This is a genomic window from Paraburkholderia lebeckiae (assembly GCF_050436225.1).
In the GTDB taxonomy this organism is placed as follows: Bacteria; Pseudomonadota; Gammaproteobacteria; order Burkholderiales; family Burkholderiaceae; genus Paraburkholderia; species Paraburkholderia tuberum.
Window position 1 is genome coordinate 783929 of the sequence record NZ_JBNDLU010000003.1, and the last position, 21560, is coordinate 805488.

The window sequence follows — 21560 nt, forward strand, 5'->3', positions numbered from 1 at the left end:
TGTCGTACGCCGCTGCGCGAGCCGTCGCGTCGACGCTCGGTCGACATCTCCCGGCCTCGGCAGTTTCGGTCAGCGCGCTGTCGTCGGCGGCGCTGTGCTTTCTACGCCTGGTTCAATGCACGTGGCCTGCTGAAGATGCGCTGAGCCAGGCGCTTGACGCGTCCCAGTCGCAGATAGCGCGGCACCAACGTCAGGCCCGTGAGCTGCGCGGCGAACCACGACACGGAAGAGGCATCGTCAATGTCGAACGCCTTGAGTCGGAACGGGTCGCTTTCTTCATCGTTCCAGCCCACGTCGGTCGTGCGTGCGGTCTTGTAGCCGGCGGCCTTCAGCAGCTCGACTTCGCGCGGACCATAAATGCCATAGGGATACGCGAAATGCTCGCAAGGCTTACCGACGATCCGTTCTACCTCCGACTTTGATAGCGCAAGCTCTTCAAAGCATTCGTCATCGTCACAGAAGGTCAGTGTCGGGTGATAGCGTGTGTGAGACTGAAAGTCGACATAGGGGCGCATCTCTTCAATATGGGCGGCGCTGAGGCCACTAATCGTCGCCGATGGGTCTGGCAAGTCCTGACGAAAGCCTCGCGCGTCGAGTTCAGCCAGGCGCTCGTGGTTTTTCATGCGAATCAGCCGCTTCACACCTGCTTCCTTCGCGACAGGATGTAGGAACCAGTGGGTACGATCGTGCGCCACGACACTGCTGCAAACGTAAATGGTCGGGTACACGCCGTACTTGATGAATACGGGCAGCAGATTTGCATTGCCGATATGGCCGTCGTCAAACGTGACGGCCACGCGCGGGCGACCACTACCTCGCGAATTTGCCTGCGACAACGGCACGAACTCGACTTTGTCTTTCAAGTACTCAAAATGAGCCTCGAGCGTGGCGGGCGACGGATCGTGATAGAGCAGAATCGCGGTGCGATCGCGCCAGAGCAAGGCTCGAATCGCCGCGGGAGTTCCACTGAAAAGCAGCGCGCGTGTGAATATCTCACGCATCAATTGTTTCATATGTATTCCAAGCTAACGGCGTTGAATGGGATTGTGCCGTCACGGACATAAAAGCGATGTGCGTTAGCGTACAGAGGTGATGACAGCGTTCAGATAGTCTGGGATACTTGTTAGTGTGAAATATGCGCTAATTTTCACAGAGGAATCTACTGCGGGGAAACAGTGGGTTTCAGCGGAGAATTAGGCAGTCTTATCTTTGTACGGTAAGACGATTATTCTGAAGTTGGTGGCGCGCAAAGCAGAGGAATAGTTGCCAGATTGCGTTGCACACCGAACTGACGCGCGCAGCGCCAGCACCCAAAATGTTGCCGTCCCGTGACAAAAACGAGATCTGGCAATGCCGCATCGCCTGCACATTAAATCCGGCTTCCACCCTTTTCGTGCACCCGCCCTGGGGTTTCGATGAAACAGAACTCTCTGCTTACGAATGCTGCCGTGCTCCGGAATAACGATGTAAGTCTTTCGCGTTATTTCGACGTTCTATTGGCCAACCGCTGGCTGGTCGGTGGAATCGCCGGCACTGTGCTCGCCCTGGGCGTGGCATACGCGTTTATCGCGCCGTCGGTGTACCAGGCCGATATTCTCGTCCAGGTTGAAGACAGCATTCCGACCAACAATTCAAAAAGCCCGCTGGGCGACGTCTCCAGCATGTTCGACGTCAAAACAGAGGCGACGGCCGAAATGGAAATCCTGCAGTCGAGAATGGTGGTCGGAAAAGCCGTCGACGATCTGCACCTCGATGTCAGCGCAAAGCCCAAGCGCTTTCCGTTGATCGGAGACTGGTTGGGCCGGCAAGCCAGGAGTCTTTCCGAGCCAGGTATCTTTGGATTTGGCGGATATGCATGGGGCGATGAAGCGATCAAGGTGTCCAGCTTCGACGTCCCGGAAGCATTCGAAGGCGAGAAGTTCGTTCTGACCGTTCTGGACGGCGGGCGCTACCGGCTGGAGCAGTCGGATCTCAGCGAGCCGATCGAGGGTCGCGTGGGCAAACAGCTCGACACGAAACTGCCCGATGGCGCGATCACGCTGCAGGTCGCTTCGCTGAAGGCAAAGCCGGGTACGCAATTCATTCTGGAGAGACAGTCGCGCGAAAAGACGGTGGAAAGCCTGCAAAACAGGCTGGCCGTCTCGCAGAAGGGTAAAGACAGCGGCATCATCGGCGCGTCGCTGACGGGCTCTGAGCGGTCGCTGACGGCCAGCACGCTCGCCGAAATCGGCAATGCGTATGTTGAGCAGAATCTGAAGCGCAAGGCGGCGGAAGCCGAGAAGTCGCTTGAGTTCCTGAGCGAGCAGCTGCCGCAACTCAAGAGCGACCTGGAGCGCGCCGAGGGACGCTATAACGACATGCGCAACCGCATGGGCGTGTTCAATCTGAGTGAGCAGGGCAAGGCCTATCTGGATCAAAGCGTCGCCGCGCAGCGCAGCCTGCTGGAACTGAAGCAGAAGCGCGCGGAGATGGGCGCGATCTACGCGCCGGGTCACCCCGCGATCCAGGCGATCGATCAGCAGATCGGCATGCTGAGCAGCAGGATCGGAAGCTTGTCGCAGCAGGAACAGGCGTTGCCGGACCTGGAGCAGAATGCGGTGCGCCTGACCCGGGACATGAACGTGAACAACGAGCTTTACGTCGGCATGCTGAACAACATGCAACAGCTCAGACTGGTTCGCGCCGGCAAGGTTGGAACGGTACGGTTGATCGATAACCCGGTGGTGCCGAAAGAGCCGATCAAGCCGAACAAGCTTCTGGTGATTGTCTATGCTGCGTTGGGCGGCCTGATTCTGGGCGTGGGTGCGGCGTTCGGGCGTACGGCGCTGTATCGGGGCGTGACCGACGCGCAGGAGATCGAGGAGCAAACGGGCCTGAACGTCTATGCGAGCGTGCCGCTGTCGCAGGCGAAAGTCGCGCGACCCGGCAAGACGTCGAAGCTGCCCACGGGCGAGAAGTTCCTGCTGGCGAGCGAGTTTCCGCGCGACCCGTCGATTGAAAGCCTGCGCCGACTCAGAACCGCGCTTCATTTTGCAATGCTTGAATCGGAATCGGGCGACAACCGCGTGCTGCTGACGGGGCCGACGGAGCAGGTGGGCAAGTCGTTCCTTTCGGCGAATCTGGCGGCGGTCGTATCGGCGGCCGGCAAGCGGGTGTTGTTGATCGACGCGGACCTGCGCAAAGGTCATCTCGAGCAATACTTTGGTCTCGACTCGACCCCCGGCCTGGCTGACTATCTGACGTCGGACGTGACGTCCGACCCGGTGATCATGCGTGACGTGCGTCCGGGCCTCGACTTTGTTGCGCGCGGAGCGATACCGGAGAACCCGGCCGAGCTTCTGGTGAACGAACGCATGCAGCAATTCCTCGCGAAGACGAGCCAATACGATATCGTGCTGATCGACACGCCGCCGGTGCTCGCCGTATCCGATGCGACCGCGCTCGCGGATAGCTGCGGCACCGTGCTGCTGGTGACCCGCTTCGAGACCACTTCCATTGCGCAGGTGCTGGAGGCCACCAAGCAGCTCAAGCAGGCGAATGCCCGGGTGAAGGGCGTGATCTTCAACGCGATCGACACGGATGTCTATCGCTATAGTCTGGGCGCGCGCGCCGGCCTCTATCGCAGTGCTTCCTATCTCGATGCACTGCCGGCCAGCGGAAAGACGCAGAAAGGCTAGCCTTCAGACGACAACCATCGTCGTGTAGAGCGATGAAAAATTCACCCGGACTTCGACGTAGATAAATTGTGAATATCAAACATTCGATCGTAAGTATCGCTGGAGTCGTACTGAGCCAGGCGCTCAATTTCGTTTCGATTCTATTGATCGGGAAGTTCTGCGGGCCGACGGCTCTCGGGTACTTCAGCCAGCTCATGGCCGGTGGTCTTTTTATCGGGTCGGTGATCGGCTTGCGTCTGGAGGTTGCGTGCATGGCGGCGGACAAGGCCCAAGCCGTGCGCGCAATGACGAGTTCCAGTGCGGTCGCCATAGTGATCGGGGTGGCGCTCGTGGTGGCCACGGCAGCGGCCGGGCATACGGAATACATACCTGTTATCGGTCTGGCACTTGGCGTGTTCCTGCAACAGGCGTTGTGCGGAGCACTCACCACCGAAAGAAAGTACGCGCAAATCGCGACGATCCGGTTCTTCCCTAATGCCGCGTTCGCCGTCTACTTTGTCTGCGTGATGATGTTTTCGAAAGGGGAGTGCACAGGCACCACCGTATTCGACATCTATAGCTGGATTTTTCTGGCCTCGACCGTTGTGCCGGCCGCGATCTGCCTTTACTCGGCGCGCCGGATGATCCCGTTGGCCTTCCTCAGGTTCTCCGCGCTTCAGATCCAGTATGCAAAATTTGGTGTGCCAACCACTACGCTGAATTCATTCGTGATCTATGCGTCCGCCATTTTGATGCCGATGATCTTCGATCATCGTGACGCCGGCATCTTTGCGCTGGCGTATCGTGTGGGCTACTTTCCTGCGTCGCTCTTGTCGCAAAGTTTGGGCGCCGTCTTCCGCCGCGATTTGATCGATTATTTCGACGGCCACAGAAAAGACAGAGCGAATCCATCGAAACAGTTTTTTACTATGCTGACGTTTATCAGCATTTCTCTGGTGGCTGCGTGCTATGCAGGCCTTAGCCTCATTATCCACGTGAAGATGGGCGACGAATGGGAACCGTCGATGTCAGTGTACCTGATCTTTATTCCCTATTTCATCACGATGGCGATCTATGGCTCGATGGCTCAGGTATTCATTGTCGCGAACCGGCAGAAGATCGACTTGATGATTCAAACAGTCAATGCCGTATCGATTTTCCTGATCTTTGCGACGGCTCGTTTCCTCGGCGTCGGATTCTTCCACTCGCTTCTTCTGCTCAGCGTCTGTGGAACGATCGTGGCAAGTGTGGGTACTTACCAGGCGCTCAAGATCGGCAAGGAGCCGGACGCTTATTTGAATCGCCAACCTAGTTTTGAAGCGCCGTGATCTCTGCGCTCAAAAATCAACGACGCTGCAAGGTTAGCTCCTCCACCGCGAGGCGAGTCGCTCACTTGTTCAGGGAAAGAGAATGCGCATTGTAAAACTCCCCGGCATCATCGGCAGGAATGCGAGTCCAGGCGTTTCGGCCGCGGTCTGGTTCATTCTGTTCATCGCGCTTTATGCGATCTCCGCGTTTCACGACAGCACGTTGCCGGCGCGTTTTCTGTTCGACGAACTGGTGATCTTCGACCGGATGAAGACCGTCACGGCTTTCAGGGCGTTTGGCGACTCATTTGACAATCTCGCGTGGCTGTTCAACTTTTTCGGTCTCCAGAGTTTCTCCATTTCTTTGATAGGATTTCTCGCATCGACTATCGGCATGTTTGTCGCCATCTGGCGTTCCGGTGTCACTTCGCTAAAACCGGCCGAGTTCTTTCTGGTTGCCTTCTGGCTCGCCAATCAGACCGTCTACATCGGCGTTCCATCGAAAGAAATCATCATTTCGGTTCTGGTTCTTTTGATGCTGTTTTACAACTCGTCGCGTGCGATATTGGTTTTGTTTGTCGTCCTGGCAGCGCTGGTAGCCGTGTACTTCAGGTCGTACTGGGGCATTACACTGGCCGCAACCGTGTTTCTTTATTTGGCGCCAAACGGCTTCAGAAGGCCGGTTTCATTGATCTTTTTCGCGCTGGCCATGTTTGTGATGGTCGCCTTCGTGTTCCAGAAGGCCTATGGCGAATCACTGGATTTCGCAAGGCAGAACGCCAATGAGTGGCGGGATCCGGAGGAAGTGGGGTCGATGATCGTACAGTTCATTCCGGGCAGCGGTATGTTCATTGGCGTGGCGAACGTCGCCATCACGCTGGCGAGCTTCGTTTTGCCGGTGCGGTTGATTACGTCGGGTTCTCCGCTGCAAATGCTCGGCGGCGTTGGCGTGTTTTTCACTTTTGCCATTGTATTTGTGCGTTATCGCTCCGCGGCGGCGCTATTTCCAGTGGGCCGGTTCGAGACACTTTGTTTTTGTTTTCTGGTCAGTTTCCTGTCAACGCAAGCTATTTTCGAGCCGGACTACGGGTCGTTTCTGCGGCATCTTTCACCGGTTTCGCCGATGATCATGTTTCTCGTCCTGCGGCTCTCGTACGATGAACCCATAACGGTATCGGCGCAGAGTGCGTCGCGAGTGAACGGCGGCGCCCATCCCCAGTCCACATTGTCGAAGCATCGCAGTGCCTCCTGAATCGCAATGACGGTCTGCTGATTCAGTAGGCCGTCGATGAAGCGATTGTCGCCAGCATCACGGAAATGATCTTCGTGACGGGTCGAAGCAAGCGCGCCATTGAAAATCATTTCGACAAATCGAATGAGATCGACGCGGAGCTCGCGAGGCGCGCGGCAAAAAGGCGCTTTTGGGCCCGCGACCTGGAGACGGGCGGCTACAAGATCGAAAACATCGGGGCGAACTATCTGACGCGCGTCGATGGGCACGACGTGACGCCGCGCGCGGCGATCGGCAACATCACTAATCGCCGCTACTGGACGTTCCAGTACTCGGACTACATCGCGCCGGGCGATCCGCGCATGGTCAGCGTGAACGCGAAGATCGATTTCCGATTTGAGTTGCGCGGTGTCGCGGGCCGTGGCGGGCTCACTGCGCGCCGCCGGCGCGCATGGCCCGGTATTCCCGCTGCACGATGTCCATCAGCTCCGCCACCGAAGTCAGCGCGCTCTGTTGCTCGTAGGTCACGCGGCCTCGCTGCATCAACATGATGCGATCCGCGATATCGAGCGTCTGCGCATAGTTGTGCATGATCATGATGATCGAGAGGCCGCCTTTTTCCTTCAAGCGCATCAGAAGGTCGATGATGAGTCCCGCCTCGCGCGCGCCCATCGCGGCGAGCGGTTCGTCGAGCAACAGGATCTTCGCGTTCGAGTGCACGGCGCGCGCCACGGCGATCGCCTGGCGCTGGCCGCCCGAAAGACGCTCCACCGGCAAATCCACCGAAGGCACGTGCACGCCGATATCGTCGAGGCATTGCGCCGCGCGCTCGCGCATCCGTTTGTGGTCGAGCAGCCTGAACGGTCCGCGCCGCACGATTTCGCGGTTCAGGAACATGTTGTGGTAAATGCTCAGCGAATTCGCGAGCGCGAGATCCTGATACACGCATTCGATGCCGAGCGAACGCGCATGATCGACCGAGCGCAACAGTGTCTCCTCGCCGTCGATGTGGAGCGTGCCGCTCGTTTGCTGATGAAAGCCCGTGAGGATCTTCACGAGCGTGGACTTGCCCGCGCCGTTGTCGCCGAGTATGCCGAGGATCTCGCCCTTGCCGAGCGTGAGCGAGACGCCATCGAGCGCCGTCACCGCGCCGAAGCGTTTGACGAGGCTGTCGCCGCGCAGCGCGAGTGGGGCGTTCGGCGCGCTGCGCGCAGCGGCCGTGGCATTGGCGCCCGCGGACGAGGTTTGCGATTGGTCCATCATCGTCCACCTTTGCGGCGAATGCGCCCGACGTGGATGTTGAAGATCATCGCCGCCAGAATCGCGGCGCCAAGAATGATGTTGAACGTAAACGCGTTGATACCGATCAGTGTAAAGCCGTCGTTCAGAATACCGAGCACTGCTGCGCCGATGAGGCCGCCCACGATGGTGCCCGAGCCGCCCGTGAGGGGCGTGCCGCCGATCACGGCGGCGGCCACGGCAAGGAACATGATTTGGTTGCCGCCTGCCTGCGGGTCGATCGAGGTAATGCGAAAGGCTTCGAGCATGCCGGTGAAGCCCGCCAGCACCGCGGCGAGGACGAAGTTGCCGAGGCGCAGTCGCTTCACATGTATGCCGGCCTCGCTCGCGCCGAGCGGATTCGCACCCGCGGCCTGCGTATGCAGGCCCCAGCGTGTATGTCGCAACAGCACGTGCATCGCGGCCGCGATCACCAGGGTCCAGATGATCTCGCTGTAGCCCCACGCGCCCATGAACGCGGCGAAGGTGGGGGATCCCGGCGTGGCGGCGGGCGTGCCGCGCGAGATCGTGAGCGTGATACCGTTGATCAGAAAGAGCGTGCCGAGCGTCGTAACGAACGAGGGCAGCCGCAGCCAAACCGACACCGCCCCGTTCACGAAGCCGACGATTCCCGCGGCCACGAGCCCCGCGATCACGGCGAGCCACATCGGCGCGCCCGCGTCATTCGCGAACACCATCATGAATGGCGCGAACGCAAACACCATGCCCGCCGACAGATCGATGTCGCCGCCGATCATCAACATGATTTCGCCGAACGCGATGATCGCCACCGGCGCGATGAACTGCGACAGGTTGACCAGGCTCGCGTTGGTGAGCAGGAAATCGTGGTTCGCGAATTCGAAGTAGGCGGCCAGCAGCACGGCCACGAGCAGAATGCGCAGCTCGGCTGCCCATTGAGACGCGAAGGAAACGCCCGCGCGCCGGGACGCGCGGACCGCTTTGCCGGTTTCGTTCACTGTATTCATCAGGACTTGATTGCGCCGGATCTCGGAACGATTTGCTCCTTGTCGGTCTTGCCTTCAAAGCGCGTCGAGGTATTCAGGTACGGCTCGACGTTATCCTTTGTCACGAATTTCAGGCCGGTGTTGATTTCGGCCGGCCCGACGAGGCCGCCGGAGCTGAGGAACACGAACGCCTGCATCACCGTATAGAAACCCTGGACGTAGGGCTGCTGATCGATGGTGAAGTCGAGGAAACCTTCGTGGATCAGCTGGATCGTGGTCGGCAGCAGGTCGAAGCCGCCGCCGTGCACGCCTTTGGACGGCAGGTTCGACTCTTTCATCACCTGCGCGACGCCCTGCGTGCTGCCCGCATCCACCGCGAACATGCCTTTCAGGTCCTGGTGGCCCAGATAGAACGCCTTGATCTTCGAAAGCTCCTCGTTGACGGTCGCGCCCGTGGCCACGGTCTGGATGTCGATCTTCTTGCCGGACTTCTTGATGGCGTCGCTCGCACCGTCCAGACGCGGCTGGATGTTGAGCTGCCCCGGCGTGGCGATGAACAGCCCGACCATGCCGCTGTCGATCAGACTGACGATGCGCTCGCCCATCTGGTAGCCCGACAGATACAGGTCCTGGCCGATATACGCGAGGCGCGGATTCTTCTTGCCGCGCGGCGCGTCGGCGTTGTACGCGAACACCGGAATTCCGGCGTCGAGCGCGGCCAGGATGGGCTTGTCGAAAGCGCTCGGATCGACGATCGGCACCGCGATGGCGTCGGCCTTCGCGGCAATCGCCGAGTTCACGGCGCGGACCATTTCGCCCGCGTCCGAAGTGGCCGAGCCGGTCCACTGATAATCCATGTTGAGCAGTGAGCAGGCATCCTGAATGCCGTACTGCGTGGGCACGAAGAACGGGTTGGTGGTGACGTGATTGACGAACACGATCCTCCACTTCTTGTGCGACGGAAAAGCCGTCTGCGCTGCCTGCGCGGTGCCGATCAGACCGCCCGCGCCGCCTAGCGCACCCATCAGCGAAAGCGCCGCGCCGAGTCCCGCGCCCTGCATCAGCCCCCGCCGCGCCGTGCTGAAACCGTTGCCGCTGTTTTTCTGATCGTCATCCCGTTGCTGTGCCATCTGATCCTCCGGTTCTTGTCTTCATTGGTCGATGTGGTCGACGTTGCGTCGATTGCGTGCAGATGCTGGACGGCACCGGGAGTTCGCGGGGCAGCGCGAGAGTTTGGCGTGGGACGTGCAACCCCGATTCGGAAGCGCTCGATACGAGCCGTGCGGTACCGCAAAAATGTTAGTGCAGTGCGGTAGCGACTCCTAATCCATGTATACCCGTAACCGTTCCGAAGATTGGGACGCCGGGTCAGGATGCGTGTTTACCACGAGCGGCTGATCGCGCGGATGGGTGCGCGGCGCTCAAAGCTCGCCGCCCGCCAACACCGTCGCCACGTGCTGGCGCAACGTCGGCAGCACCGCGCCCTCGAACCAGGCATTGCGCTTGAACCACGCGATATTGCGCGGCGACGGATGCGGCAGCGGCATCACATGCGGTCCAAACTCGGCCCACCTGACGAGCGTTTCGGTCGAGGTCGGGCCAAACGCGTCGCCGAGGCCAAAGCGCTGCGCGTATTGTCCGATCAGCAGCGTCAATTTCACCGAACGCATTTGCGCGAGCAATTCGCGGTGCCAACGGCCGGCGCACTCGGGCCGAGGCGGCAGGTCGCCGCTCGCGCCGCGGCCCGGAAAACAGAAGCCGATGGGCACGATGGCGAATCTGGAAGCGTCGTAGAAGGTCGTGTCGTCGACGCCGAGCCATGTCCGCAGACGCGCGCCGCTCGCGTCGCTCCACGGCACCCCCGACGCATGCACGCGCGCGCCTGGCGCTTGCCCGATGATCAGAATCCGCGCCCGCGTGGACGCGGCGAGCACGGGGCGGGGCGCGTGCGGCAGCATGGGTGCGCACACCGTGCAGGCGCGGATGTCGCGAAGCAGCGTGTCGAGCGACGTGTCGAGTTTCGGCGGACGTTTGGTGGTAACAGCCATAAGGCGGTGGAGGTGACTGGTGCGCAGTCGTGTCGTGAGTCGGCTCAGTTCTGCGCCTGAGCCGGATAGATCAGCGTGCCGTCGGCCTGGGGCTCGGCGCCCGGCGTCATCGTGGCGGCGTTCGTGTGATGCGCGTCCATGATGTGCAGCACGGTTTCATCGTGCATCAGCAGATAGTCCGTAATGATACGCCGGTGGCAGCGCCACCAGACCGCTTCCGAGCACATGATCGCGCAGCGCTGCCGATGACCGAGCGTCAGAAGTTGCGCCAGTCCCTCGCGGAACGCGTCGCTCATTGCATAGTCGGCATAGTTGCGAAAGGCCGGATGCGTCCAGTACGCATTCGGCGACGGCGCGTCATCCTTGCGCCTGCTGCGGCGTCCGCCGAGCGCGGCGAGATGCATGTAGTCGATATGTTCCGGTGCGAGCGAGGCGGGCAGCGTGTCGCGATTGAACTGCGGGTTGGTCCGCGAGCGCGGGATGCTGCGCACGTCGACGAGCAAGGCGATCTGCTCGCCTTTCAGTAAGTCGACGAATTCCTGCAACGGACGCGTCGAGTGGCCGATCGTGAAAAAAGGGCGTTTCGTTTTCATGCGTGTTTCGCCGGCGCTGATAGCGGCGACGATGCCTACAGATTTACAACGTGTGGCGCAGTAACGTCAACTGTGTCCCGATTCAGGTGCGAGTCAGTGGCCGGCGTGCTGTTCGTGCGACGCGAAAGCCGGCTTGCCATACCAATGCTGCCCATCGACCTGCTGCGCATGCCGGTGTTTTCATTGTCGATGGCGACGTCGATCTGCTCGTTCGCGGCGCAGACGATGGCGTACATCGTGCTGCCGTTCTACTTCGAGCAGACGCTGAAGCTGTCCGAAACACAGACCGGCATTCTGATGACGCCGTGGCCGCTCGTGACCGCGTTGATCGCACCGGTCGCGGGCCGGATGTCCGATCGGTGGGCGCCGGGACGCATCAGCAGCGTCGGGCTCGTCGTGTTCGGGTGCCGACTCGCGATGCTCTGCCAGCTCGGCGAGACGGCGACGCGTTTCGACATCGTGTGGCGGCTCGCGGTCTGCGGCCTCGGCTTCGGTATCTTTCAGTCGCCGAACAACCGCGTGATCATCGGCAGTGCGCCGCGGCATCGCAGCGGCGGCACGTCCGGCCTGCAATCGATGGGTCGTCTGCTCGGCCAGTCGAGCGGCGCGGTGGCGGTGTCCATCGTGTTCGGACTCGTGCATGGCCGGCACCTCACGTTGATTGCCGGCATTGCCGCGGCGCTCGCGTTGATCGCGGCCTGCGTGAGTTCGGTGCGGCGTATGACGGAGCACAGCGACGCCTCGCAGGAACAACAGGCTACGCCAACGGGGCCGGTCTCCGGGCGTTGATGCGGGTGCGGCGTTGTTCCGCCGCCCGTACGCCTACGCGAGATTCGAAGGCGCCGCCTTCAGCACGTCGACGTGCTTCGGAATCAGGCCGAGATCGAGGAACGTATCGGCGATCTGTTGCTGCTCGCCGAGAATCGCGCGGGTAATCAGCTGCGTGCCGAACTGCTGACGCTGCACCGCCACGTCCACGACCTGCTTCGGCAGACCCCATAGCTGCGCGAGTTCGCTGGCGAGCTGATCCTTGTTCTGCTTGCCCCACTGATCTACCTTGTCGAGTTCTTCGATCAGGATCCGGATCACGTCGGGATTGTTCGCCGCATAACTCTGCGACGAGAAGTAGAACGCCCGATTGCCGACTACGCCGCTTGCATCGGTAATCACGCGAGCGCCGAGCGATTGCTCCGCCGCGGCGAAGAAAGGATCCCAGATGACCCACGCGTCGATCGACGCCCGCTCGAACGCGGCGCGTGCATCGGCGGGCGCGAGGAACACGAGCTTTACGTCGCCGTATTGCAGGCCATGCTGACGCAGTAGTTTGACGAGAAAGTAGTGGACGTTGCTGCCTTTGTTGAGCGCGATCCGTTTGCCCTTCAGGTCCGCGACCGAGCGGATCGTCGATTGCGGCGGCACCAGCACCGCTTCCGACTGCGGCCGCTTGACGGTCGCCGCCACATAGGCCAACGGTGCGCCGGCGGCCTGTGCGAAGATCGGCGGTGCTTCGCCGACGTCGCCGAAATCGATCGAGCCGACGTTCAGTGCTTCGAGTTGCACGGGGCCCGCCGCGAACTCGGTCCATGTAACCGATACGTTCAGCGGCGCGAGCCGTTTTTCGAGCGTGCCGCGGCCCTTCAGCAGATTCAGGTAACCCTTCTGATTGCCGACGCGCAGCGTGCGCGCGTTGCCTTGCGCGAACGAAAGCGGTGCCGCCGCGGCCGCTGCGGCGCCGAGCGAAAGTCTCAGGAAGGTGCGGCGGTCGTGGAGCGTTCTGATAATGGACATGACGGGCGATACGATCAAGAGGGCAATGAAGAAGGCAGATGCGCGGCGGCCGAAGCGCCGCCGCTCGAGTCGTGCGTTGTTCGTGCGTCAGGTTAGTGCTGGGGCGCGCCATCCCATGCCGGCAGCGTGGCACCGTGATAAACGGTCAGGATCGCCGCGGCGACGTTGGTCTGCTGGTAGCTGTCGACGATCGTCTTCACCCACACTGCGTTCGCGTCTTTCGCGTTGACCGCGATGAAGTTGCGGTACGGGTTGCCCGGCACTTTCTCCTGCGCGATGCGTTCCTGCGGAATCTTGATGCCCGCTTTGATCGCCCAGTCGGTATTGACGACGGCAGCGTCGAGGTCGCCAATCGCGCGGCCGACGATGCCGGCGTCGAGCTCCTTGATCCGGATGTGCTTCGGATTCTCGGCGATGTCGCGCGCGGTCGGCAGCAGGCCGACGTCGGGGCGCAGCTTGATCAGTCCATTCGCCTGCAGCAGAAGCAACGCGCGGCCTTCATTGCTCGGATCGTTCGGCACGCCGATCGCCGCGTCCTGCGGCAGCGCCGCGACCGATTTCACCTTGCGCGAGTAGAGACCGATCGGCTGCACGTAGGTATAGCCGACCGGCACGATCTGATAGTGGCGCGCCGCGATCTGCGCGTCGAGATACGGCTTGTGCTGGAACGAATTCGCATCGAGGTCGTGTTCCGCGAGCGCTTCGTTCGGCTGCGTATAGTCGGAGAAGGTCGTGATCTTGACGGTGACGCCCTGCCTGGCGGCATTGGCCGCGACCGCACGCCACACGTCTTCGTCCTCGCCAGACATGATGCCGACTCGCACCGTTTGTCCCCCCGCGAGCGCCGGTTGCGCGCTGACGATGCCGCATGTAACGAGAACCGAAAGGAGTGCGGCCTTGAGCGCTTTTGTCGTAGCCATGTTTGAAAAGAGATCGAAGTGTAGGTCCGGAGATCGTAGAGGGGCACTCGTTAGTGCACAAATAATATCGGGCGCTATCGTTATCGCGCTTGAGCGTAAGCGGCGGAACGACGTGCATGGCGCTTCTGGGAATAAGCCAAGCGCGATCGCCGCGCTGGAATGAAGCGAGCCGCAGCGGGGTTGGCGGACGCCGGATCGTGCGAATGTCCGCTGGCGCGGTTTTCGTTTCAGGTTGCGTGCCGGAACAGATGTGCGGGCTCGCGTGCGTCGTCCGTCATTTGTTCTGGAAAGGCACCCGGTTTCTAACCCGGCGGCGGGGAGGGGGCTATGGGAGCCGAAATGGAGGCGCTGTCTGCCAGACCGCGACGGCAGGCGGTCTTCAGAAGCAAGCGCATCAAGCCCGCGGCGGCAACAGTGCCGAAAGCAGCCGGCGCAACTGCGCCAATTCGCTTGCCGTCAGCCTTTCAGTGAGAATGCGCTCGACCTGCTCGACGCGCGGACGCAAGGCCGAGAGCTGCTTCTTACCGGCAGTGGTGAGAAACAGCACATAACTGCGCTTGTCGACAGGATCGTCCGCGCGCTCGATCTGGCCATTGCGCACCATGCGTGCAACGAGATCGGCAATCGTCGAACGATCCACGTCGAGTTTGTCTCCGAGTTGCCGCTGACTGACGCCAGGCGTCTCGTGCAAGACCTCGAGCGCCGCGTACTGCACACTCGTGATCTCCGCGGAAACCTCGCTCAGCCAGACCGCTGCATGGCGCTGTTGGGCACGGCGCACCAGGCTGCCAGTAAATTTGGGGAGCGCGCCGGCGTCTTCGGGTTTGATCGGCAATTTCGGAGGTTCGGGTTTCGTTGTGGTTTAACGCACGCGAAAGATCGGCCGCAAGAAGGCGTTCAACTCCGCATACGCATTCAATGGGAGAACATGGGCCACGTATTGATCGGGACGTACCACGACGAGTGCGCCTTGTTCTCGATCGATGCCGCGCTCGTCGAAGATATCAGTCGTCGCGTCGCTCGTAAATGCCTTTTCGTAGTCGACGAGGCCGTGGCGACCCTTGCGCGGCAGCAGGAGGGCGGGGACGTCTTCGAGGCGGACTTCGCGATGCGGCTGTTGCAGCACCGCGCGCAGATCGAGAACGCTGTCCACGTCGGCGTCCTTCGGCGTGAAGAGCCTCAAAACGGAATCGGGCGACTTGTCGAGATGCTCGCACAGCGCATCCAGCGCACGACGCGACGCGTCCGCGAAAGCGTACAGGCGCCAGCGGCCGTCCGCTTGCGCGGCATGCCCTAGATGGAACGGTTTTGCATCAGCGAGGCGAACGACCGGCGACGAGTGAAAGCGCGTACCGATCGCAAAGCCTTTGGCGAGCGCCTGATGCGTCGCTTCACCGGTCAGGGTGGCCGGCCGGTAACGCGTTGCGACGCCAGCCGTGTAGCGGCCAGCGCGAACGAAGTACGCCTGAAGCTCCGCGGGATCGACGCCGCCCGCCTCGGGCCGGTTGGGGTCCTTCGGCGGCGCGGCCATCATCGCCGACCACTCTTTGTCGAAATCGATCAGTTCCTGCGCAATGGGCTGGCGCTCGTCCGAATACGTGCGCAACAGATCGGCGTCGCTACGCCCCTCGAGCACCGCGCCGAGTTTCCAGCCGAGATTGAAGCCGTCCTGCATCGACACGTTCATGCCCTGGCCCGCTTTGGCGCTATGCGTATGACAGGCATCGCCCGCGATGAATACGCGCGGTTCGCGCGAGGTGCCGTCGGCGGCAATGGCGTCGTCGAAGCGGTCGGTGAGGCGCTGCCCGACCTCATAGACCGAGAACCACGCCACTTCTTTTACGTCGAGCGTATAGGGATGGAGGATGCGCTGCGCCGTCTCGATGATGCGATCGACCGTGATCTGCTTGATGCTGTCGCGATTCTCCGGGGTGACATCGCCGAGGTCGACGTAGAAGCGGACCAGATATCCGCCCTCACGCGGAATGATCAGCAGGTTGCCCCTGCTCGCGGACTGAATCGCCGCTTTCAGCCGGATGTCCGGAAAGTCGCTGACCGCCAGCGCATCCATCACGCCCCACGCATGGTTGGCCGCGTCACCGCGCAACGTTTGTCCGATGGCGGTGCGTACGCGGCTGCGAGCGCCGTCGCAACCGACGACATAGCGCGCACGCACGGACACGGTCTCGTCGAGCCGCGCGGGATCGGTATGGCGCAGCGTGACCAGCACCGGGTATTCGTGCGTATCGTCGCGCTGAACGTCGACCACTTCGAGGCCGTAGTCCGGTTCGATCCGTCGCGCGGAGCGGCGCATCACGTCGAGCAGATATTCCTGGATGCGGGCCTGATTGACGATGACGTGCGGAAATTCCGAAAGGCCTGTTTCGGTATCCTGAACTCGGCCGGTACGACTGATCGCGCCGCGGTCATTTGCATCGGGTCGCCAGAATACTGTTTCATTGACCCAATAGGCTTCTTGCAGCAGGCGGTCACTGAGGCCGAACGCATTGAACATTTCGACGGTACGGCACGCTACGCCATCGGCCTGTCCCATCTGCAACGGTCCGTCGCGACGCTCGACGACGCGCGTGCTGATCGACGGGAATCGCGACAGCTGCGCCGCCAGTACGAGTCCGGCAGGGCCGCTGCCGACGATCAGCACGTCGACCGTCTCGGGCATCTGCGCAGCATGCGCATTGTCGATGACTGGCTCGATCGTCGGATCGCCGACCCGGAAACCGTTGAGATGAAATTGCATGACGTCCTCCTCCATTCAGTAGATATCTGCTGAACGCGAATATACTCCGTACACCAACCATTTTGAAGTAATTCGTGGGAGGATGGATGTTTACCCTGGTTCGGAAGAACTGGTGGATTGTCGGGAACGACGGTCGATGCGGGATCGACACCGCGTCATGGCCCTAGATGCGGCGCAACCGCATGCCGTCGTTTCCTTCGAGAACGTCTGATTCAATGGCCGTGCCAATGACCCCCATGGCCACCCCAGTAGCCGCCAATGCCGATGCCGAGGTTCACGGACGGCGCGACGTAATACCCGGGGGCATAGCCATAGGCGGGCGCTGGCTCATAACCGTAGCCATAGCTGGGCGGCGGCGGGGCGACGACGCAGCCCGCCAGGCCGACCGACAGGATGATTGCAAAGAGTAGTCTGGTCATGATTGTTGCCCTCCAGTCATTGAGGAGACGCAAGTTTCGGTCCAGGCGTCTTGTGCCACCACGTCGACAGCACCCATTCGTCGGCGGCGAAGTAAAGCGGCAGCTTTGCCGGATAGGCGAGACTGTTGCGGTACGCGATGCGATGAACCGCGGAATACCAGTGCGGAATCACGTAATAGCCGTTCATCAATACCCGGTCGAGGGCGTGGGTCGCATCGACGAGCTGCTCGCGCGTTTGCGCGCCCAGCACCTTGCGCAGGATCGCGTCGACGGCGGGCGACTTCACGCCCGCGAGATTATCGGAGCCCGGCTCGTCCGCGTACTTGCTGCCGAAACGCGACAGCTGCTCGGTGCCCGGCACCTGCACGTCGGGCAGGCGCACGGTCGTCATGTCGAAGTCGAACGCGTCGATGCGCTTTTGAATCAGCGCGTAATCGGCGGTGCGAAAGTTCATCGTGATCCCGAGCTTCAGCAGATTGCGGCCGAATACGGCGGCGACCGGCTCCATCGACACGCCGCCGCCCGTGTCGCCGAGCAGTTCGAAGACGAACGGCTGACCGCTCGCGTTGCGCAGCGCGCCGTCGCGATAAGTCCAGCCCGCCTGCGTCAGCAGTTCGCGCGCCTTGATGAGGTTGGCGCGCAGCGATCCCGGCGGATCGGTGTCGGGCTGCTGCGGCATGTCGCCGAACACGCCGAGATCGAGATCCTTGCGCAGCGGCTCCAGAATCGCGAGTTCTCCTGCGCTGGGTTTGCCCCTGGCCTGCAGGTCCGTATTGACGAAGAAGCTGTCAGTGCGTTTGTACTGATTGTAGAAAAGCTGCCGGTTCAGCCACTCGAAGTCGAACGCGAGATCGAGCGCTTCGCGCACGCGCACGTCCCGGAAGAGCGGTCGCCGCAGGTTGATGAAAAAGCCCTGCATGCCTGCGCCGTTGTGATGAGGAAACTCGCGCTTGATCAACTCGCCGCTGTCGAAGCGCTTGCCGATATCGCGCCGCACCCAGCTTTGCGCGGTGTGTTCGACGAGTACGTCGTACTCGCCCGCCTTGAACGCTTCGAGCTGCGCGACCGCGTCCGCGTACAGCTTGTAGTCGATGTGCGCGAAGTTGTGCGTGCCCACGCGTACGGGCAGCGACGCGCCCCAATAGTTCGGATTGCGCTTGTAGCTGATGGTTCGGCCATTGTCGTATCGCTCGATCAGATAATCGCCGCTGGCGATCGGCTTCTCGAACGCGAGCTGGTCGAAAGGAATGCGCGTGCCGTCCGGCCTGATGCCCCACTTGTGCGAAAACACCGGGATTCCGCCCGCGAGCAGGGGCATCTCGCGTGTCGCGACCTTGAAATCGAAACGGATCGTTAGCCGGTCGATCACCACCGCGCGCGCGATCTGCCCGAAGTACACCGCGAACTGCGGTAGCGCCTGCGGACTTTTCAGCGTGTCGAACGAGAACTTGACGTCTGCTGCCGTGACCGGATCGCCGTTCGAGAAACGCGCCTTCGAATTGATGTGGAAGGTTGTCGACAGGCCGTCTTTGGCGACGTCGATGTCGTCGGCGAGCAGACAATATGCGCTCGCCACTTCGTCAGCGCTGCCGGTCGTCAGGCTTTCGAACATCAGTCCCAGTCCCGGTGCGGGATTGCCGCGCAGCGTAAACGGATTGAATTTGTCGAAGCTCGTCAGCCGGTTCGGATTCGCGAGCACGAGCGTGCCGTCGCGGGGGGCGTCGGGGTTGACGTAGTCGAAGTGCTTGAAACCGGCTGGGTATCCTGGCTCGCCGTATTGGGCGATGGCGTAGGCCGCCCAGGCAGGATTGGAGCTCCAGATGGCCGCGGCGCTCAGCGCGAGCGCGACCAGCAAGCGCCGCCGGTTGGACGAACGGATCGTCGTGCGAGTCATAACTATGTCGCGGTATCCGCACGAGGGACGTACGAGACCACGTAACCGCTCAATGGCGAGCGGTCCCAACTGCCGTGCTCGCCGATGAACGCGCCGCCGCGATACTGCGACGGCAGGTTGTTGCCGGTATAGAACGTCAGTCCTAGCGGTGCAACATGCGAACCGATCGAGAAGTCAGGTGCAATCGCCTTCGCGACGAGGTCGGGACGTTGCGGTTGAGCGCGTGGATCGACGTGCTGGCCGTAGTAGCTATACGGCCAGACCAATAGCGCTCCATATGCAGAGGCGTAGAATAGGCGTTTCTTCATGTAGGACTACTCCAAAATGAACGTCAAATCTACCACGGCGACGCCCCCGCGCAGCGGTCCTAAGCGCGCGCCCAGCAAGCCAAAAATCGACGTGCAAAGGTTCGCTTCAAACGAGCCGCGCGTGTATTCGTATCAACGTTTTTCCTCGCTCAAGCAGGCGGCCGGCTCCAGCATTGAGCGGCAGTCCGATTACGCCGCAGAGTGGGCCGCCACAAACGGCATGAAAATGGACACGACGCTGCCGGGCCGAGCGTGGCTGTCACTTCCTGAAGCGTCGTCACGCCACGCCTGAAGATCGCCATCTGTTCAGGCCTCACTTCGACCCCGGCGGACATGCAACCGACAAGCAGCGCACCGCTCAGCAGCCCAAGTACCAGTCCATGTTTCATGTTGCCCCCACACCGTACTTACAATTTTAGGACGACGCAGGGTCGGCGCGCGGCGATATTAACCTGCCGCCGTTGCGTTGGATCAGTCGCGCTTGACTTCGGCGCTTCAACAGATCGATCGCCTTGAATAGGTCGTCAACCATTCCAAGGCTCGCGTGTCAGCGCTCGGCATATATAAACCCCGCGCTGCGACTGAAGGCGGGTTGATGCGGAATCGCTAATGCGGCCGAGAAGGTTGGTCCCGGTCGCCAACGTCGGGCGGCTGTCGGCCGAGGCCGTGTGAAAACGGAAAAGTACTCGGTTTTCGGGTGTCGCTTTACCCTTCCCGAGTCGCCACCAGGCTGATACGCGGCGATCTGAAGGGTCGACTTTTGAGAAGGCTTCGTGCGGAGCGCGTTTTCACACGGCCTCGGTCACTTTCAGACGTTGGCCCATGCTTTTAGGAAGACGCTCGGAAGTCCACACCATCCAAACACCGGACACTCGTGTTCACGTCATATGAGTTGAATGGCCGATCGAAACCGACATTCACGGGTTCCTTTGGTTTAAGGTCTGGCCCGCCAAATCGGTTTGTAGCGAATGCTACGAGACATATACTTTGGACACGCGCATCGCGCCGGTCGACAAGTATCTCAACAGTTAAGACACTGTTGGCCGATGGCGCATCGGCATCGTTCGAAACAACTGTTCGCTTAGGAGGTCGCGATGCTATATAAGGTTGCCGTTGGCTCCATCAGTTGGATTCATGCCGATTCGCACCCGGTATCATTTGCGTTCCAAGCCCTTACGCAAACACCGCACTGGATCCCGAAAACCTATATCGGATTGGCCGCCACGGCCAATCCGACACCTCCGAACGAGATTGCTGACTTCAAGTCTTTCCAAGCTCAGAAGCAATTTCGAGCGTTGTTGTACTGCCGTTTCACCGTTGAACTAGATCCGACCACCAACGCAGTAGGCAGCTTCAATGTTCTTGATGCCGTACACGATCCGGGGTGGACGCCGCCTTTTGATAAATCGAAGTTCAGCAGCACAAAGTTGATGAAAAATTCGTCAATGAGCGACCCAAATTTTTATCCTGGAGAGGCCAGTAGCATCTCTCTAGTTAAGACACGCGCACGACACGCAAATACTGTGCTGCCTCCCACGCCAAAGAATGAAGTGGTTTGCGTAAATGCACTGATTAAGTTCAGAGCTGGTTCGCATACTGATGGAATCGGAGTGAGCGACGATGTTGGCTCTCCCTTTCATGTTCCGTGGGTATGGTGTGAACTCCTCCTCACCTATGATAGAGGGATCTTTAAATTGCTTGGCTGCGGATCTATTTTTCCAACGCATTATTTTTACATTGATGGCAAGAAGGTACTCGCGCAAGAAGAAGTAGCAGATTTAAGTTTTCCGAAGAAAGGTGCACTGACCATTAATGAAAGTGCGTTGAAACTCTACCCGGTGTTGTCGAAGGGCGCGCCTGCATCAGGACCACAAACAAGTTTAGCCGCGGAGACAGGGCTGTCCGGCCCTGTCAGAAGGCATTTATATACGGCCGACGGGAGGGTAGATAGCTCCGGAAACATAAGCTCACTCGTCCACGTCTTCAGACTTTAGCTCATGGACCCAAACCACATGCCGCGCACGGACACGACTGCTGAGTCAGTTTTGGCCGAGGCCCACGTTGACCAGACGCCAGCCATTGAAAAGGCCAAACAAAAGGGCGGCGACAAACAGTCCCTGCGGCGCCTGGCGCATTGACTCAACTACGCACGGTGCGGGTCCAATACGCTGCGACTTGCTGCGTAAGGCGAGGTCGAAAGCGCATTCGCCGATTGGTCCATTGCGGGTGCTCTCACAACTTGCTTTCACGGTCACCACCGTCTAACGCAGAACGATTCGGAAACGGAGAATCGTGCACAATACCGCGCGTGACGAACGTTCTCATGTACCGAGAATTCGCCGGGCTAGACGGGTTGCTCGAATGACCGGTTCTGTTGGCAGGTTGCCACGGCGCT

General features: G+C 60.7%; 18 protein-coding genes and 2 pseudogenes. 7 read left to right on the forward strand and 13 right to left on the reverse strand.

What is annotated here, in order from left to right:
* Positions 1 to 101: 101 nt before the first annotated feature.
* On the reverse strand, positions 102 to 1013 hold the full coding sequence (locus tag OKW45_RS38315; RefSeq protein ID WP_018422196.1) for a polysaccharide deacetylase family protein: 912 nt from the start codon (positions 1011 to 1013) through the stop codon (positions 102 to 104).
* A 402-nt stretch (positions 1014 to 1415) separates the two neighbouring features.
* Between OKW45_RS38315 and OKW45_RS38320 the strand changes: the two genes are divergently transcribed.
* The 4 genes and pseudogenes from OKW45_RS38320 to OKW45_RS38335 all read left to right on the forward strand — a co-directional run.
* The gene (locus OKW45_RS38320) at positions 1416 to 3677 is read left to right on the forward strand and encodes a polysaccharide biosynthesis tyrosine autokinase (protein WP_429473874.1); all 2262 of its coding nucleotides are present in this window, start codon (positions 1416 to 1418) and stop codon (positions 3675 to 3677) included.
* Positions 3678 to 3745: 68 nt separating this feature from the next.
* Positions 3746 to 4984 (forward strand): lipopolysaccharide biosynthesis protein, encoded by a 1239-nt coding sequence (locus tag OKW45_RS38325; protein WP_429473875.1) that lies wholly within the window; start codon positions 3746 to 3748, stop codon positions 4982 to 4984.
* Positions 4985 to 5066: 82 nt separating this feature from the next.
* Positions 5067 to 6215, forward strand: a complete 1149-nt coding sequence (locus OKW45_RS38330; protein ID WP_429473876.1) for a hypothetical protein — start codon at positions 5067 to 5069, stop codon at positions 6213 to 6215.
* A gap of 29 nt (positions 6216 to 6244) precedes the next feature.
* Positions 6245 to 6387: pseudogene (locus OKW45_RS38335) on the forward strand (UTP--glucose-1-phosphate uridylyltransferase); the annotation flags it as partial.
* Between the two features lie 236 nt (positions 6388 to 6623).
* Here OKW45_RS38335 and OKW45_RS38340 read toward each other — a convergent pair.
* From OKW45_RS38340 to OKW45_RS38360, 5 genes are all read right to left on the reverse strand, one after another.
* On the reverse strand, positions 6624 to 7454 hold the full coding sequence (locus tag OKW45_RS38340) for an ATP-binding cassette domain-containing protein (protein ID WP_018422193.1): 831 nt from the start codon (positions 7452 to 7454) through the stop codon (positions 6624 to 6626).
* Positions 7454 to 8458, reverse strand: coding sequence for an ABC transporter permease (locus tag OKW45_RS38345; RefSeq protein ID WP_018422192.1), 1005 nt, complete (start codon positions 8456 to 8458; stop codon positions 7454 to 7456). The genes OKW45_RS38340 and OKW45_RS38345 overlap by 1 nt, the downstream gene beginning before the upstream one ends.
* On the reverse strand, positions 8458 to 9567 hold the full coding sequence (locus OKW45_RS38350) for a sugar ABC transporter substrate-binding protein (RefSeq protein ID WP_018422191.1): 1110 nt from the start codon (positions 9565 to 9567) through the stop codon (positions 8458 to 8460). Before OKW45_RS38350 ends, OKW45_RS38345 begins: the two co-directional genes overlap by 1 nt.
* Before the next feature lie 291 nt (positions 9568 to 9858).
* Positions 9859 to 10485: a uracil-DNA glycosylase family protein gene (locus OKW45_RS38355; protein WP_429473877.1), complete on the reverse strand. Its 627-nt coding sequence runs from the start codon at positions 10483 to 10485 to the stop codon at positions 9859 to 9861.
* Between the two features lie 44 nt (positions 10486 to 10529).
* Positions 10530 to 11078, reverse strand: a complete 549-nt coding sequence (locus OKW45_RS38360) for a DUF488 domain-containing protein (RefSeq protein WP_429473878.1) — start codon at positions 11076 to 11078, stop codon at positions 10530 to 10532.
* Between the two features lie 96 nt (positions 11079 to 11174).
* Between OKW45_RS38360 and OKW45_RS38365 the strand changes: the two genes are divergently transcribed.
* Positions 11175 to 11867: an MFS transporter gene (locus OKW45_RS38365; protein ID WP_429473879.1), complete on the forward strand. Its 693-nt coding sequence runs from the start codon at positions 11175 to 11177 to the stop codon at positions 11865 to 11867.
* A gap of 33 nt (positions 11868 to 11900) precedes the next feature.
* Here the strand turns inward: OKW45_RS38365 and OKW45_RS38370 are convergent, their stop codons facing one another.
* The 7 genes and pseudogenes from OKW45_RS38370 to OKW45_RS38400 all read right to left on the reverse strand — a co-directional run.
* Complete coding sequence (locus OKW45_RS38370; protein ID WP_429473880.1) at positions 11901 to 12866, reverse strand: sulfonate ABC transporter substrate-binding protein; 966 nt, start codon at positions 12864 to 12866, stop codon at positions 11901 to 11903.
* Between the two features lie 92 nt (positions 12867 to 12958).
* Positions 12959 to 13786 (reverse strand): MetQ/NlpA family ABC transporter substrate-binding protein, encoded by an 828-nt coding sequence (locus OKW45_RS38375; RefSeq protein WP_429473881.1) that lies wholly within the window; start codon positions 13784 to 13786, stop codon positions 12959 to 12961.
* A 394-nt stretch (positions 13787 to 14180) separates the two neighbouring features.
* Positions 14181 to 14621, reverse strand: coding sequence for a MarR family winged helix-turn-helix transcriptional regulator (locus tag OKW45_RS38380; RefSeq protein WP_018422184.1), 441 nt, complete (start codon positions 14619 to 14621; stop codon positions 14181 to 14183).
* Positions 14622 to 14648: 27 nt separating this feature from the next.
* Positions 14649 to 16544 (reverse strand): FAD-binding monooxygenase, encoded by a 1896-nt coding sequence (locus OKW45_RS38385; protein WP_429473882.1) that lies wholly within the window; start codon positions 16542 to 16544, stop codon positions 14649 to 14651.
* 212 nt (positions 16545 to 16756) lie between these two features.
* Entirely contained in the window at positions 16757 to 16963 is a 207-nt protein-coding gene (locus OKW45_RS38390) for a hypothetical protein (RefSeq protein ID WP_429473883.1), read from the reverse strand.
* Positions 16964 to 16979: 16 nt separating this feature from the next.
* Positions 16980 to 18857 (reverse strand): extracellular solute-binding protein, encoded by a 1878-nt coding sequence (locus OKW45_RS38395; protein WP_429473884.1) that lies wholly within the window; start codon positions 18855 to 18857, stop codon positions 16980 to 16982.
* A gap of 23 nt (positions 18858 to 18880) precedes the next feature.
* Positions 18881 to 19132 (reverse strand): annotated as a pseudogene (locus tag OKW45_RS38400) (hypothetical protein); the annotation flags it as partial.
* A gap of 49 nt (positions 19133 to 19181) precedes the next feature.
* On the opposite strand from OKW45_RS38400, the gene OKW45_RS38405 reads away from it, so the two are divergent.
* Positions 19182 to 19457: a recombinase family protein gene (locus OKW45_RS38405; RefSeq protein ID WP_429473885.1), complete on the forward strand. Its 276-nt coding sequence runs from the start codon at positions 19182 to 19184 to the stop codon at positions 19455 to 19457.
* A gap of 802 nt (positions 19458 to 20259) precedes the next feature.
* Positions 20260 to 21159 carry a hypothetical protein gene (locus OKW45_RS38410; RefSeq protein WP_162634018.1) on the forward strand — a complete coding sequence of 300 codons (900 nt, stop codon included), beginning with the start codon at positions 20260 to 20262 and terminating at the stop codon, positions 21157 to 21159.
* Positions 21160 to 21560: the final 401 nt, after the last annotated feature.

Excerpts from the sequence above, each read along its gene's own strand:
- OKW45_RS38315 (WP_018422196.1), bottom strand. The coding sequence starts at position 1,013 with ATGAAACAATTGATGCGTGAGATATTCACACGCGCGCTGCTTTTCAGT.
- OKW45_RS38320 (WP_429473874.1), top strand. The coding sequence starts at position 1,416 with ATGAAACAGAACTCTCTGCTTACGAATGCTGCCGTGCTCCGGAATAAC.
- OKW45_RS38330 (WP_429473876.1), top strand. The coding sequence starts at position 5,067 with ATGCGCATTGTAAAACTCCCCGGCATCATCGGCAGGAATGCGAGTCCA.
- OKW45_RS38340 (WP_018422193.1), bottom strand. The coding sequence starts at position 7,454 with ATGGACCAATCGCAAACCTCGTCCGCGGGCGCCAATGCCACGGCCGCT.
- OKW45_RS38345 (WP_018422192.1), bottom strand. The coding sequence starts at position 8,458 with ATGAATACAGTGAACGAAACCGGCAAAGCGGTCCGCGCGTCCCGGCGC.
- OKW45_RS38350 (WP_018422191.1), bottom strand. The coding sequence starts at position 9,567 with ATGGCACAGCAACGGGATGACGATCAGAAAAACAGCGGCAACGGTTTC.
- OKW45_RS38355 (WP_429473877.1), bottom strand. The coding sequence starts at position 10,485 with ATGGCTGTTACCACCAAACGTCCGCCGAAACTCGACACGTCGCTCGAC.
- OKW45_RS38360 (WP_429473878.1), bottom strand. The coding sequence starts at position 11,078 with ATGAAAACGAAACGCCCTTTTTTCACGATCGGCCACTCGACGCGTCCG.
- OKW45_RS38370 (WP_429473880.1), bottom strand. The coding sequence starts at position 12,866 with ATGTCCATTATCAGAACGCTCCACGACCGCCGCACCTTCCTGAGACTT.
- OKW45_RS38375 (WP_429473881.1), bottom strand. The coding sequence starts at position 13,786 with ATGGCTACGACAAAAGCGCTCAAGGCCGCACTCCTTTCGGTTCTCGTT.
- OKW45_RS38385 (WP_429473882.1), bottom strand. The coding sequence starts at position 16,544 with ATGCAATTTCATCTCAACGGTTTCCGGGTCGGCGATCCGACGATCGAG.
- OKW45_RS38390 (WP_429473883.1), bottom strand. The coding sequence starts at position 16,963 with ATGACCAGACTACTCTTTGCAATCATCCTGTCGGTCGGCCTGGCGGGC.
- OKW45_RS38395 (WP_429473884.1), bottom strand. The coding sequence starts at position 18,857 with ATGACTCGCACGACGATCCGTTCGTCCAACCGGCGGCGCTTGCTGGTC.
- OKW45_RS38405 (WP_429473885.1), top strand. The coding sequence starts at position 19,182 with ATGAACGTCAAATCTACCACGGCGACGCCCCCGCGCAGCGGTCCTAAG.
- OKW45_RS38410 (WP_162634018.1), top strand. The coding sequence starts at position 20,260 with ATGCTATATAAGGTTGCCGTTGGCTCCATCAGTTGGATTCATGCCGAT.